Here is a 14619-nt window from a genome sequence, read left to right as displayed (position 1 = left end):
TAACTGCCTCAAATCAAAAATTGTCACCAGAAGGTTAACTAAAATCCCTGCTCGTTAACCATTCAGCGTCCCTGACGGGCCGCATTTTTCAGGAAAAATTATGGAGCTGCTCTGCCCAGCCGGTAACCTTCCGGCGCTTAAGGCGGCCATCGAAAACGGCGCCGATGCCGTCTATATCGGGCTGAAAGATGACACCAACGCCCGCCACTTTGCCGGCCTTAATTTCACCGAAAAGAAACTGCAGGAAGCCGTCAGCTTTGTGCATCAGCACCGTCGTAAGCTACATATTGCGATCAACACCTTCGCCCATCCCGACGGCTACGCCCGCTGGCAGCGCGCGGTGGACATGGCCGCCCAGCTGGGCGCCGATGCGCTGATCCTGGCCGATATCGCCATGCTGGAGTATGCCGCGGAGCGTTATCCACACATTGAGCGTCACGTTTCGGTGCAGGCTTCCGCCACCAATGAAGAGGCCATTCGCTTCTATCATCGCAACTTTGACGTGGCACGCGTCGTACTACCACGAGTGTTATCTATTCACCAGGTGAAGCAGTTGGCCCGTGCCACGCCGGTGCCGCTGGAAGTCTTCGCCTTCGGTAGCCTGTGCATCATGGCGGAAGGCCGCTGCTATCTCTCTTCCTACCTGACCGGCGAATCGCCGAATACCGTCGGCGCCTGTTCACCTGCCCGCTTCGTGCGTTGGCAGCAAACGCCGCAGGGGCTGGAATCTCGCCTTAATGAGGTGCTGATCGACCGCTATCAGGATGGCGAAAACGCAGGCTATCCGACGCTGTGCAAAGGCCGCTATCTGGTCGATGGCGAGCGCTATCACGCACTGGAAGAACCCACCAGCCTAAACACCCTGGAGCTGTTGCCGGAGCTGATGGCCGCCAATATCGCCTCGGTGAAAATCGAAGGCCGTCAGCGCAGCCCGGCGTACGTCACCCAGGTGGCGAAAGTCTGGCGCCAGGCGATCGACCGCTGCAAAGCCGATCCGCAGAATTTTGTGCCGCAATCCGCCTGGATGGAAACCCTTGGTTCGATGTCCGAAGGGACGCAAACCACCCTTGGCGCCTATCACCGTAAATGGCAGTGAGAAACATGAAATATTCATTAGGGCCGGTGCTGTACTACTGGCCAAAAGAGACGCTGGAAGATTTTTACCAGCAGGCGGCAAACAGCAGCGCCGACACCATTTATCTCGGCGAAGCCGTGTGCAGCAAACGCCGCGCCACCAAAGTTGGCGACTGGATCGAGATGGCAAAAGCGCTGGCCGGTAGCGGCAAACAGGTGGTGCTGTCTACCCTCGCGCTGGTGCAGGCCTCTTCCGAACTGGGCGAACTGAAGCGCTATGTCGCTAACGGCGAGTTCCTGATTGAGGCCAGCGACCTTGGCGTGGTGAACCTCTGCGCCGAACGCAAGCTGCCGTTCGTTGCCGGGCATGCGCTGAACTGCTATAACGCCGTCACTCTGCGCCTGCTGCTCAAACAAGGCATGATGCGTTGGTGCATGCCGGTAGAGCTTTCCCGCGACTGGCTGGCAAATTTACTGACCCAGTGCGAAGAGCTGGGTATTCGCAACCAGTTTGAAGTGGAAGTGCTGAGCTACGGCCATCTGCCGCTGGCCTATTCCGCGCGCTGCTTTACCGCCCGCTCGGAAGACCGGCCAAAGGACGAATGCGAAACCTGCTGCATCAAGTACCCGACCGGACGCAGCATGCTGTCGCAGGAGAACCAGCAGGTGTTCGTGCTCAACGGTATCCAGACGATGAGCGGCTACGTCTATAACCTTGGCAACGAGTTAACCTCGATGCACGGCCTGGTGGATATGGTGCGCCTGTCGCCGATGGGCAACGAAACCTTCGCTATGCTAGAGGCCTTCCGCGCCAACGAAAACGGTGCTGCGCCACTGGATCTTACCAGCAATAGTGATTGCAACGGCTACTGGAAACGGCTGCCCGGTCTGGTGCTGCAAGCCTGATAAACCGCTCACTTTGTTAACAACAGTGCTCAGATTTTAATGCATTATTAAAGATGCAGCTTTTCTGGCTGGCGCGTCCAGGATGCGCCAGGCTGGAAGAAGACCTTCAATCTGATGACGATGCTGTAGCAAAGTGAGCCTTTATGACTGACAAATCTGTTCCGTTCTCGGTGCTCGACCTGGCGCCGATCCCGCAAGGATCTTCTGCCAAAGAAGCCTTTACCCACTCTCTGGATCTCGCCAGGCTGGCCGAATCGCGCGGCTATCACCGCTACTGGCTGGCGGAGCACCATAATATGGTCGGCATTGCCAGCGCGGCGACCTCAGTGCTGATAGGCTATCTCGCCGCCAATACCACCACTCTGCATCTCGGTTCCGGCGGGGTGATGCTGCCCAACCACTCACCGCTGGTGATCGCCGAGCAGTTCGGCACCCTGAATACCCTTTATCCCGGGCGTATCGATCTCGGCCTTGGCCGCGCGCCAGGCAGCGATCAGCCGACCATGCGCGCCCTGCGCCGCCATATGAGCGGCGATGTCGATAACTTCCCGCGCGACGTGGCGGAACTGGTGGACTGGTTTGACGCCCGCGATCCGAACCCGCACGTGCGTCCGGTTCCCGGCTATGGCGAACGAATTCCGGTGTGGCTGCTGGGCTCAAGCCTGTACAGCGCCCAGCTGGCGGCGCAGCTCGGCCTGCCGTTTGCTTTCGCCTCGCATTTCGCGCCGGATATGCTGTTCCAGGCGCTGCATCTGTATCGCAGCAATTTCAAACCTTCGGCGCGGCTGGAAAAACCGTACGCGATGGTGTGTATCAATATTATCGCCGCCGACAGCAACCGCGATGCGGAGTTCCTCTTTACCTCTATGCAGCAGGCGTTCGTTAAGCTGCGGCGCGGCGAAACCGGACAGCTGCCGCCGCCGGTGGAAAATATGCATCAGCTGTGGTCAGCGTCCGAGCAGTATGGCGTGCAGCAGGCGTTAAGCATGTCGCTGGTCGGCGATAAAACGAAAGTCCGCCACGGCTTAGAGTCCATTCTGCGCGAAACCAAGGCGGATGAAATCATGGTCAACGGCCAGATCTTCGACCATCAGGCTCGCCTGCATTCGTTTGATTTGGCGATGCAGGTGAAAGAGGAGCTGTTGGGGTAACACAAACGTCAGCCCGGTGGATGTTATGCCACCGGGCATTAACCTTACTGATAAACCGGCAGCAGATTAAAGCTCGACAGGAAGTGCACCACCGCGTTGCCGAGACCAAAGAGCAGGATCAGCACAATCATCGCTTTTCCGCCCCACACGCGGAACTGTGGGCTGCCGAAGCGTTTACGCGAAGCGCGGGCCAGCAACGCCGGCACAATGGCCGCCCATACCGTCGCCGCCAGGCCGGCATAGCCGATGGCGTAAAGGAAACCATCTGGTTTCACCAGCCCACCGAGCATCGGCGGGATAAAGGTCAACAGCGCGGTTTTAAAGCGCCCCATCGCGCTATCGTCAAAGCCAAACAGATCCGCCAGATAGTCGAACAGACCCAGCGTCACGCCGAGGAACGAACTCGCGACGGCAAAGTTGGAGAACACTACCAGCAGCAGATCCAGGCCGCGGTTATTCAGTACGCCGCTCAGGGCCTGTACCAGTACATCAATGTTACCGCCCTTCTGCGCAATATCGATAAACTGCGGACGCGGGATATTGCCCATCGTCACCAGCAGCCAGACCACGTACAGACCCAGCGCCAGCAGCGTACCGTAAATCAGACAGCGGGTAATGGTGCGCGGATCCTTACCATAATATTTCATCAGGCTCGGCACGTTACCGTGATAGCCAAACGAGGCCAGGCAGAACGGCAGCGTCATCAGCAGGTAGGGCGCATAGGAGGCATTCTTTTCCGCGACGTTAAACAGCGTCGTCGGTTCGACGTGTCCCAGCAGGCTGCCGAAGGTCAGGAAGAAGGTGATGACCTTGGCGCCGAGCACGATAGCCGTCATGCGGCTCACCGCTTTGGTGCTCATCCAGACAATAAATGCCACCAGAAGCGCAAAGCCGAAGCCCGCCGCGCGCGCCGGTACGTTCAGCGACATTTCACTGAAGGTATGGTGCAGGATCGAACCACTCGCCGAAATATAGGCGTAGGTCAGGATATACAGCACAAAGGCGATCGACACGCCGTTCACCAGGTTCCAGCCCTTACCGAGCAGGTCTTTGGTGATGGTGTCGAAACTGGAGCCAATCCGGTAGTTGAGGTTGGCTTCCAGGATCATCAGTCCGGAGTGCAGCATGCAGAACCAGGTAAAAACCAGCGCCGCCAGCGACCAGAAGAACCACGCGCCGGACATCACCACCGGCAGCGAGAACATGCCCGCGCCAATAATCGTGCCGCCGATAATCACCACGCCGCCAAACAGGGACGGTCGGGTGGTCGTAGTGGTTAGTGTCGCCATTTACCGAAATCTCCAGTCAAAAAAACTTTCCCACAATGGGTGCGACGCACTGTACCAGTACACGAGTACAAAAGAAATAAAAAAAGCCCCAATCATGACGATCGGGGCTGTATTATTTACTTTACGCTAGCGTGTTGCGCTAATTACGCATCGCCACCGAAACGACGACGACCAGCGGAGTCATCACGGCGCGGCGCAGCTGCATCGTCACGACGCGGCGCACGGCCTTCACGACGTTCGCCGCTGAAACGACGACCATCACCACGACCGCCTTCACGACGTTCGCCACCGAAGCTACGGCCGCCTTCACGACGCTCACCGCCGAAACCACGGCCGCCTTCACGACGTTCACCGCCGCCACGACGTTCAGTGCGCGGCTGCGCATCGCCCATCAGCTGCATGTTCATCGGTTTGTTCAGGATGCGGGTGCGAGTAAAGTGCTGCAGTACTTCGCCCGGCATACCTTTCGGCAGTTCGATGGTGGAGTGAGAACCGAACAGCTTGATGTTACCGATGTAACGGCTGCTGATATCGCCTTCGTTAGCGATCGCGCCAACGATATGACGAACTTCAACGCCGTCATCACGGCCTACTTCAATGCGGTACAGTTCCATCTCGCCAACATCACGACGCTCACGCTTCGGACGATCTTCACGATCGCCACGCGGGCCGCGGTCATTACGGTCGCCACGACGCTCGAAACGGTCATCACGATCGCGGAACTCACGCTTAGGACGCATCGGCGCATCCGGCGGGACGATCAGAGAACGTTCGCCCTGGGCCATTTTCAGCAGCGCGGCGGCCAGCGTTTCCACGTCCAGCTCTTCGCCTTCCGCCGTCGGCTGGATTTTCGCCAGCAGCGCACGGTACTGGTCCAGATCGCTGCTTTCCAGCTGCTGCTGAACTTTAGCCGCGAATTTTTCCAGGCGACGTTTGCCCAGCAGTTCTGCGTTTGGCAGTTCTACTTCAGGGATCGTCAGTTTCATCGTACGTTCGATGTTACGCAGCAGGCGACGCTCGCGGTTCTCAACGAACAGCAGGGCGCGGCCAGCACGACCCGCACGACCGGTACGGCCGATACGGTGAACGTAAGACTCGGAATCCATCGGGATGTCATAGTTAACAACCAGGCTGATACGCTCAACGTCCAGACCACGGGCCGCAACGTCGGTAGCGATCAGAATGTCCAGACGACCGTCTTTCAGACGCTCCAGCGTCTGCTCACGCAGCGCCTGGTTCATATCGCCGTTCAGCGCGGCGCTGTTATAGCCGCTACGCTCCAGCGCTTCAGCCACTTCCAGGGTCGCGTTTTTGGTACGCACGAAGATAATCGCCGCATCAAAGTCTTCCGCTTCCAGGAAGCGCACCAGCGCTTCGTTTTTACGCATGCCGTAGGCCGTCCAGTAGCTCTGGCTGATGTCCGGGCGCGTGGTGACGCTGGACTGAATGCGCACTTCCTGCGGCTCTTTCATAAAGCGGCGGGTAATGCGACGAATCGCTTCCGGCATGGTGGCAGAGAACAGCGCGGTCTGATGACCTTCCGGGATCTGCGCCATAATGGTTTCTACGTCTTCGATAAAGCCCATGCGCAGCATTTCATCGGCTTCGTCCAGTACCAGACCGCTCAGTTTAGAGAGATCCAGCGTGCCGCGCTTGAGGTGGTCCAGCAGACGACCCGGGGTACCGACAACGATCTGCGGACCCTGACGCAGAGCGCGCAGCTGCACGTCATAACGCTGGCCGCCGTACAGGGCAACCACGTTTACGCCGCGCATATGTTTAGAGAATTCCGTCATTGCTTCAGCAACCTGTACCGCCAGTTCGCGGGTCGGCGCCAGCACCAGAATCTGTGGTGCTCTCAGCTCAGGATCAATGTTGTTCAGCAGCGGTAAAGAGAACGCTGCGGTTTTACCGCTACCGGTCTGGGCCATACCCAGAACATCGCGGCCGTCCAGCAGATGCGGAATGCACTCAGCCTGGATCGGAGATGGTTTTTCGTAACCCAGATCGTTAAGCGCTTCAAGGATGGGAGCCTTCAGGCCCAGATCTGCAAAAGTGGTTTCGAATTCAGCCATGTAGTACGTGTGCCTCAAAATTAATGGCGGCCAGTCTACATAACTCATCGTGAAAATTTACGGTAATTTTCATTGAAAAGTGTGAACCGGCTCAAAGTAGGTGTATTAACGAACAACAACGCCCTCACCCGCAAAGGTGATGGCAAGCAAAAAACTATGGGCTGATGTGTTCGTCAGCTATTGCTGGTCCGATTCTGCCAGGTCATCTTGCTCCTGGCCCAAGAGCGATAATTCCAACAATGCGTATCGGTGCTCAACGTAGTTATGTACGTTGTTAGCGACCGCCAGTTTGAACAGTGCCGTAGCGCTGTCCTTGTCCCCCAGACTTAGGTAGTACTTACCTAAATAGAAGTTGGTTTCACTGAGATGCTCAGCGAGCGAGGTGTTATCCGTTGCGTCTGCCTTCAGACGAGTCATCAGCTCTTTTTCGCTAATGTCGCCAAGGTAGAACTCGACAATGTTCCATCCCCATTGCTCTTTGTCCGACTTGTTTAAGCGCTCTCTGAGTGCTTCAAGCGCCCGCTTCTCGTCGAGTTTACGCTCGGCGATATAAAGCCACAGGCTACGGAAAGGATCATTGGGATCGTCTTGATAAAACGCCAGCAGATCATCTTGCGCTAACTTAGCCCGGCCGCCGTAATACAGGGCGATACCGCGGTTCAAGTGCGCGTAGTTGTAAGTTGGATCAAGCTCAAGTACAGAATCAAACGCTTCATAGGCAGCATCAAAATTGCCTGCCTGCGTTAAGTAAATGCCTAAGTAATTGAATACTTCAGGCATATCGGGTCGGATTGCCAGCGCTTGTGAAAAATCATTTCGCGCTAATGCCCTCAGACCGAGACTATCATACAACACTCCGCGCTCATATAAAAGCTGTGCGCGTTCGTCATCGGATAAAGCCCGACTGGCAAGAATTTGTTCCATGCGTGCCAGAATCACTTCTTGCTGTAAAGTCGGTTGCAATGGTACTGCGAGGACGGCGTCCTTACGCCAGGCGGTGCTACTGCATCCTGCCAGCGTGAGAGCTGTCGCCACGAAACACCAGCGCAAAAAAGGCTTCATTTCCCACTCCCGAAGACAACGATTGGATGAACGTCCTGTTCCCCGGCTGCAAACGAGGCGTCCTGCCCGTAAAACGCCCTCCGCAAAAGCGGAGGGCTAACGGCAACCTTACTCGCCCTGCTCGGCGACCGGAGCTTCCGGCGCTGCGGCAGACGGAGTCTGTTCAGTTGCTTCTTTGATGCTCAGACGAACACGGCCCTGGCGGTCAACTTCCAGAACCTTAACCGGCACTTCCTGACCCATCTGCAGGTAGTCAGTCACTTTCTCAACGCGCTTATCAGCGATCTGCGAGATGTGAACCAGACCTTCTTTACCGCCGCCGATGGCAACGAACGCGCCAAAGTCAACGATACGGGTCACTTTACCATTGTAGATGCGGCCAACTTCGATCTCAGCGGTGATCTCTTCGATACGACGGATAGCATGCTGTGCTTTATCGCCGTCGGTCGCTGCGATCTTCACGGTACCGTCATCTTCGATTTCGATGGTGGTGCCGGTTTCTTCGGTCAGGGCACGGATAACAGAACCGCCTTTACCGATAACGTCTTTGATCTTGTCCGGGTTGATCTTGATGGTGTGGATACGCGGTGCGAATTCAGAGATATCGCCGCGCGGCGCGTTAATCGCCTGCTCCATCACGCCCAGGATGTGCAGACGCGCACCTTTAGCCTGGTTCAGAGCAACCTGCATGATTTCTTTGGTGATACCTTCAATTTTGATATCCATCTGCAGCGCAGAGATACCGTCGCGGGAACCCGCAACTTTGAAGTCCATATCGCCAAGGTGGTCTTCGTCACCCAGGATGTCAGACAGAACGACGAAGTTGTCGCCTTCTTTCACCAGACCCATTGCGATACCCGCAACGGCGGCTTTCACCGGCACACCCGCATCCATCAGCGCCAGAGAGGCGCCACAGACGGAGGCCATGGAAGAAGAACCGTTGGATTCGGTGATTTCAGACACCACGCGAACGGTGTACGGGAATTCGTCTATAGTCGGCATCACGGCCAATACGCCGCGCTTAGCCAGACGACCGTGACCGATTTCACGACGCTTCGGAGAACCCACCATGCCAGTTTCGCCTACGGAGTACGGAGGGAAGTTGTAGTGGAACAGGAAGGAGTCGGTGCGCTCGCCCATCAGTTCGTCGATGTTCTGCGCGTCGCGTGCGGTACCCAGAGTCGCGGTAACCAGCGCCTGCGTTTCGCCACGGGTGAACAGTGCGGAACCATGAGTACGCGGCAGTACGCCGGTACGAACGTCCAGACCACGGATCATGTCTTTTTCGCGGCCATCGATACGCGGCTCGCCTGCCAGTACGCGGCTACGAACCACGTTTTTCTCGATGGCGTGCAGGATTTCACCCAGCTCGTTAGCGTCCAGGGTTTCATCTTCTGCTACCAGCGTGGCGATGGTTTCAGATTTGATCACGTCAACCTGAGCGTAACGCTCTTGTTTGTCGGTGATACGGTAAGCATCGCTCAGGCGGGATTCAGCCAGCGCAGCCACGCGCGCGTTCAGCGCTTCGTTGACGGCTTCCGGCTGCCAGTCCCAACGCGGTTTACCGGCTTCTTTCACCAGGTCGTTGATGTTCTGAATAACAATCTGCTGCTGCTCGTGGCCGAAGACCACCGCGCCCAGCATCTGGTCTTCGCTCAGCAGTTCAGCCTCGGATTCAACCATCAGCACGGCCGCTTCAGTACCGGCAACCACCAGATCCAGTTTGCTGGACTTCAGTTCTTCCTGGGTTGGGTTCAGTACGTACTGGTCGTTGATGTAACCCACGCGCGCGGCGCCGATTGGGCCATTGAACGGAATACCAGACAGGGACAGCGCAGCGGAAGCGCCGATCATCGCGACGATATCCGGGTTAACCTGCGGGTTAACGGAAACGACGGTGGCGATAACCTGAACTTCGTTAACGAAGCCTTCCGGGAACAGCGGGCGAACCGGGCGGTCAATCAGACGCGCGATCAGGGTTTCGCCTTCGCTTGGACGGCCTTCACGACGGAAGAAACCACCCGGGATTTTACCGGCAGCGTAAGTACGCTCCTGGTAGTTAACAGTCAGCGGGAAAAAGTCCTGGCCTGGCTTCGCTTTTTTCTGACCCACAACGGTCACGAATACCGCGGTGTCATCCATGCTAACCATCACAGCGGCCGTTGCCTGGCGCGCCATCATGCCGGTTTCCAGGGTTACGGTATGCTGGCCGTACTGGAATTTACGAACGATCGGATTAAGCAAAATTCTATCCTTTTTATCTATAAATCACGCCATATCAAAGATATAGCGTCTATTGACCCGATCCTCTGCATCCTCGCGACTAATGACAACCTTTACCCGCCCCTGCGGATGAAGCCTCTCATTAGCCGCGCGAACCTCTGCATGAAGATCATTACTAGCAACAATACATGAGTTTTGAATGAATTGCTGCCGCCCGGTCGAAAAAAGGGGCCGTCAGGCCCCTTTTTCTGAAACTCGCAGAATTAGCGACGCAGACCCAGACGCTCGATCAGCGCAGCGTAACGTGCAACATCTTTACGTTTCAGGTAGTCGAGCAGTTTACGACGCTGAGAAACCATGCGCAGCAGACCACGACGGCTGTGGTGATCTTTTTTGTGCTCTGCAAAGTGGCCCTGCAGGTGGTTGATCTGTGCAGTCAGCAGTGCAACCTGAACTTCGGTAGAACCGCTGTCGTTTTCGCCACGACCAAACTCAGAAACGATTTTTGCTTTAGCTTCAACGCTTAGAGACATTTTAGAACTCCAAAAATTAAAAGAAAGAAAGGGTGCCGATCTCTAATTCAGCGACCCCTGATGCAACGCCCGAAAATGTTAAAACACTTTAGCGGACGTTAAGCGGCGATATTCTACTCGTAGCAGGCTTTTATCGCAAGAAAAGCGCTTACGCCGGGTATTCCACCACCAGACGACGCGGCGCCACGCGGCCTTCATCGTCAATTTCGCCCATGCCGAGAAACTTGCCGGATTCGTTTTCCATCACCCGCACCAGCCCGTTAAGCGGCGCGCCTGACTGACGAACCGGGTTACCGTTTTTAAAGTAAACCGCGGAGGTCTCCGGAATCGCCACCAGCGGATAGTCCGACGCCGGGCTGTCCATCGGCATCAGCAGCGGATCAAGCAGCTGCGCGGCAGGAATATCCTGCGCTGCCGCCTGATCGACCAGCGCCTGCAGCTGCTCGAGGGTCACCATCCGCTCAACCGGGTATTTGCTCACCGCCAGGCGACGCAGGAAAATCACGTGCGCGCCGCAGCCGAGCTTTTCACCTAAATCATCGATAATCGTCCGGATGTAGGTGCCTTTCGAGCAGTGGATCTCCAGCTCCAGTTCATCGCCTTCATGGCGAATAAACAGCAGCTCATAGACCGTAATCGGCCGGGCTTCACGCGGGACCTCAATGCCCTGACGAGCATACTCGTACAGCTTCTTGCCCTGATACTTCAGCGCCGAGTACATCGACGGTACCTGCTGCGTCTCGCCGCGGAAACTATCCAGCGCCGCCGCCAGCTGCTCGTCGCTAAAGGTTAGCGGACGCTCTTCCACCACCTGACCGTCGGCATCGGAGGTATCCGTGCGCTGGCCCAGTTTGGCGATCACGCGATAACGCTTATCGGAGTCCAGCAGATACTGGGAAAACTTGGTCGCTTCGCCAAGACACACTGGCAGCATACCGGTCGCCAGCGGATCCAGCGCGCCGGTATGGCCAGCGCGGTTGGCGTTATAAATACGCTTTACTTTCTGCAGCACATCGTTGCTGGAAGCGCCCTGAGGCTTGTCCAGCAACAATACGCCGTGCACGTCGCGGCCGCGACGACGAGGACGACTCATCAGTCCTCCTTGCTGTCGTCCGGGTTCACACGACGTTCATCGTCGTGTTTCACCACGCTGGTGACCAGGTTGGACATACGCATCCCTTCCACCAGCGAGTTGTCGTAGAAGAAAGTCAGTTCCGGCACGATACGCAGACGCATCGCTTTACCCAGCAGGGAGCGGATAAAACCAGAAGCTTCCTGCAGCGCTTTGATGCCCGCTTTCACCGCGGCTTCATCTTTGTCGTTGAGGAAGGTGACATACACCTTGGCATAGGCCAGGTCACGGGACATTTCCACACCGGAAACGGTGGTCATCATACCCAGACGCGGATCTTTGATTTCACGTTGCAGGATGATGGCAATCTCTTTTTGCATCTCCTGGGCCACACGCTGCGGGCGACCAAATTCTTTCGCCATAATAAGTTCTCCAGAATAAAGACAAAAAAGGGGCCAAAAGCCCCTTTTTAAAATGATTGCCGGGTGGCGCTTCGCTTCCCCGGCTGCTTAGCCATCAAATGATTAATCGATGCTACGCTGGATTTCGATGATTTCGAACACTTCGATCATATCGCCAACGCGAACGTCGTTGTAGTTCTTCACACCGATACCACATTCCATGCCGTTACGGACTTCGTTAACGTCATCTTTGAAGCGGCGCAGGGATTCCAGCTCGCCTTCATAGATAACCACGTTGTCACGCAGGACGCGGATTGGGTTGTGACGTTTGATCGTCCCTTCGGTAACCATACAGCCCGCGATGGCGCCGAATTTCGGCGATTTGAACACATCACGCACTTCAGCCAGACCGATGATCTGCTGTTTCAGTTCCGGAGACAGCATGCCGCTCATCGCCGCTTTCACTTCGTCGATCAGGTTATAGATGACGGAGTAATAACGCAGATCCAGGCTTTCCGCTTCGATAACTTTACGCGCAGAGGCATCGGCACGAACGTTGAAGCCAACCAGAATCGCGTTGGATGCTGCTGCCAGGGTCGCGTCGGTTTCGGTGATACCACCTACGCCGGAACCGATGATCTTCACTTTCACTTCGTCGGTAGACAGTTTCAGTAAGGAATCGGAAATCGCTTCGACAGAACCCTGTACGTCCGCTTTCAGCACGATGTTCACTTCGTGAACTTCGCCTTCGGTCATGTTAGCGAACATGTTTTCCAGCTTAGATTTCTGCTGACGCGCGAGCTTAACTTCACGGAATTTGCCCTGACGATACAGTGCCACTTCACGCGCTTTTTTCTCGTCACGAACCACAGTCACTTCATCACCCGCAGCCGGCACACCGGACAGACCGAGGATTTCCACCGGAATGGACGGACCCGCTTCCAGCACTTCGCGACCCAGTTCGTCACGCATCGCACGCACGCGGCCATATTCAAAGCCACACAGGACAATATCGCCCTTATGCAGAGTACCTTCGCGAACCAGAACGGTAGCCACCGGGCCACGACCTTTATCGAGGAAGGACTCGATGACCGCGCCGCTCGCCATACCGTTACGTACAGCTTTCAGTTCAAGAACTTCAGCCTGCAGCAGAATCGCGTCCAGCAGGTCGTCGATGCCGGTACCGGCTTTCGCGGAAACGTGGACGAACTGGCTCTCGCCGCCCCACTCTTCCGGCAGGATGCCGTACTGGGACAGTTCATTCTTCACGCGATCCGGATCAGCTTCTGGCTTATCGATTTTGTTCACCGCAACCACCACCGGTACCTGCGCCGCTTTAGCGTGCTGGATAGCTTCGATGGTCTGCGGCATCACGCCGTCGTCTGCCGCCACCACCAGAACCACGATATCCGTCGCCTGCGCACCACGAGCACGCATGGAGGTAAACGCGGCGTGGCCCGGGGTGTCCAGGAAGGTGATCATGCCGTTGTCGGTTTCTACGTGGTAAGCACCGATGTGCTGGGTAATACCACCCGCTTCGCCGGAGGCAACCTTAGTAGAACGAATATAGTCCAGCAGCGAGGTTTTACCGTGGTCAACGTGACCCATGATGGTCACGACCGGTGCGCGCGGTTCAGCCGCAGCGCCGGTGTCACGGTCGCTCATTACCGCTTCTTCCAGTTCGTTTTCACGACGCAGGATAACTTTGTGGCCCATCTCTTCGGCAACCAGCTGCGCGGTTTCCTGGTCGATGACCTGGTTAATGGTCGCCATGGCGCCCAGTTTCATCATCGCTTTGATGACCTGAGAACCTTTCACCGCCATCTTGTTAGCCAGTTCACCAACGGTGATGGTTTCGCCGATGATAACGTCACGGTTAACGGCCTGCGCCGGCTTCTGGAAGCCCTGCTGCAGAGCGGAACCTTTACGGTGCTTACCGCCTTTACCACCGCGAACGGCCGCACGGGCTTCTTCACGATCAGCTTTAGATTCAGCGTGTTTGTTGCCTTTCTTCGCCGGACGCGCCGCTTTGCTGCTACGGCTACGGCCGCGACCGCCTTCAACTTCACGATCGTTATCATCTTCAGCCTGACGAGCATGCTGTGACGTAGTGACGTGATAGTCGCTGCTATCTTCCGGGCTGTCTGAGGTTTCAGACCAATTTTTTTCGTTTTCTTCTGCCATACGGCGTGCTTCTTCCGCTACACGGCGCGCTTCTTCTTCAAGTTTGCGGCGTGCTTCTTCTTCCGATTTGCGCTTCAGTTCCGCGGCTTCGTTCTCACGGCGGATCTTTTCAGCCTGGGCGGTTTTGGTCATTTCGTCGGTATGTTGATTGCTCACTTTGTCTTTTTCCGCAGCTTCACGTTTAGCTTTATCAGCGACTTCACGTTTAGCTTGTTCTGCGGCCTCACGTTCAGCTTTTAATTGCGCCTCGCGTTTCGCTGCTTCTTCAGCTTCACGACGGGCCTGCTCTTCCGCTTCACGCTGCGCCTGCTCTTCCGCGGCCAGACGTTCAGCCTCTTGCGGATCGCGTTTCACAAAGGTGCGTTTCTTGCGGACTTCGATTTGTACCGATTTACTCTTTCCACCGGTACCTGGAATATTCAACGTGCTGCGGGTTTTACGCTGCAACGTCAGCTTGTCGGGCGCCGAGCCGTGTTCACGGTTCAGGTGCGTCAACAAAGTTTGTTTCTCTTGCGCGGTCACAGAATCATCAGCCGATTTGCGGATGCCTGCGTCAGCAAATTGCTGTATCAGGCGATCCACAGAGGTCTGAATCTCTGAGGCCAGCGCTTTAATAGTCACATCTGTCATGCTGTTCCTTCCTGCTACA

The 14619-nt window shown here is 56.3% G+C and carries 12 protein-coding genes; 3 read left to right on the top strand and 9 right to left on the bottom strand.

Going from position 1 to position 14619, the window contains the following annotated elements; genetic code table 11:
- The first annotated feature begins 100 nt into the window (after window positions 1-100).
- From R0140_RS02785 to R0140_RS02775, 3 genes are all read left to right on the top strand, one after another.
- Window positions 101-1096 (top strand): ubiquinone anaerobic biosynthesis protein UbiU, encoded by a 996-nt coding sequence (locus R0140_RS02785; RefSeq protein WP_004206164.1) that lies wholly within the window; start codon window positions 101-103, stop codon window positions 1094-1096.
- Window positions 1097-1101: 5 nt separating this feature from the next.
- Window positions 1102-1980: a U32 family peptidase gene (locus R0140_RS02780; RefSeq protein WP_008806623.1), complete on the top strand. Its 879-nt coding sequence runs from the start codon at window positions 1102-1104 to the stop codon at window positions 1978-1980.
- Window positions 1981-2123: 143 nt separating this feature from the next.
- On the top strand, window positions 2124-3131 hold the full coding sequence (locus tag R0140_RS02775; RefSeq protein ID WP_022066332.1) for a luciferase-like monooxygenase: 1008 nt from the start codon (window positions 2124-2126) through the stop codon (window positions 3129-3131).
- 44 nt (window positions 3132-3175) lie between these two features.
- Here R0140_RS02775 and mtr read toward each other — a convergent pair whose 3' ends face one another.
- The 9 genes from mtr to infB all read right to left on the bottom strand — a co-directional run bounded on the left by mtr (window position 3176) and on the right by infB (window position 14600).
- Window positions 3176-4420, bottom strand: a complete 1245-nt coding sequence (gene mtr, locus R0140_RS02770; RefSeq protein ID WP_012540482.1) for a tryptophan permease — start codon at window positions 4418-4420, stop codon at window positions 3176-3178.
- A 143-nt stretch (window positions 4421-4563) separates the two neighbouring features.
- Window positions 4564-6495, bottom strand: a complete 1932-nt coding sequence (gene deaD, locus R0140_RS02765) for an ATP-dependent RNA helicase DeaD (RefSeq protein WP_012540481.1) — start codon at window positions 6493-6495, stop codon at window positions 4564-4566.
- Complete coding sequence (gene yrbN, locus R0140_RS02760) at window positions 6488-6568, bottom strand: protein YrbN (protein ID WP_085903200.1); 81 nt, start codon at window positions 6566-6568, stop codon at window positions 6488-6490. The genes deaD and yrbN overlap by 8 nt, the downstream gene beginning before the upstream one ends.
- 104 nt (window positions 6569-6672) lie before the next feature.
- Complete coding sequence (gene nlpI / locus R0140_RS02755) at window positions 6673-7557, bottom strand: lipoprotein NlpI (RefSeq protein ID WP_002918241.1); 885 nt, start codon at window positions 7555-7557, stop codon at window positions 6673-6675.
- 108 nt (window positions 7558-7665) lie between these two features.
- The gene (pnp, locus tag R0140_RS02750) at window positions 7666-9801 is read right to left on the bottom strand and encodes a polyribonucleotide nucleotidyltransferase (protein ID WP_008806626.1); all 2136 of its coding nucleotides are present in this window, start codon (window positions 9799-9801) and stop codon (window positions 7666-7668) included.
- Between the two features lie 242 nt (window positions 9802-10043).
- The gene (rpsO, locus tag R0140_RS02745; protein ID WP_012540479.1) at window positions 10044-10313 is read right to left on the bottom strand and encodes a 30S ribosomal protein S15; all 270 of its coding nucleotides are present in this window, start codon (window positions 10311-10313) and stop codon (window positions 10044-10046) included.
- Window positions 10314-10461: 148 nt separating this feature from the next.
- Entirely contained in the window at window positions 10462-11406 is a 945-nt protein-coding gene (gene truB, locus R0140_RS02740) for a tRNA pseudouridine(55) synthase TruB (protein WP_008806628.1), read from the bottom strand.
- On the bottom strand, window positions 11406-11807 hold the full coding sequence (gene rbfA / locus R0140_RS02735) for a 30S ribosome-binding factor RbfA (protein ID WP_002918248.1): 402 nt from the start codon (window positions 11805-11807) through the stop codon (window positions 11406-11408). Before rbfA ends, truB begins: the two co-directional genes overlap by 1 nt.
- Before the next feature lie 102 nt (window positions 11808-11909).
- The gene (gene infB, locus R0140_RS02730; protein WP_008806629.1) at window positions 11910-14600 is read right to left on the bottom strand and encodes a translation initiation factor IF-2; all 2691 of its coding nucleotides are present in this window, start codon (window positions 14598-14600) and stop codon (window positions 11910-11912) included.
- Window positions 14601-14619: the final 19 nt, after the last annotated feature.

The sequence above is a fragment of the Klebsiella sp. w6 genome (assembly GCF_033100215.1).
GTDB lineage: Bacteria > Pseudomonadota > Gammaproteobacteria > Enterobacterales > Enterobacteriaceae > Klebsiella > Klebsiella variicola.
Note: the sequence above shows the minus strand (reverse complement) of the source record. Positions and strands in the feature narration are given on the sequence as shown.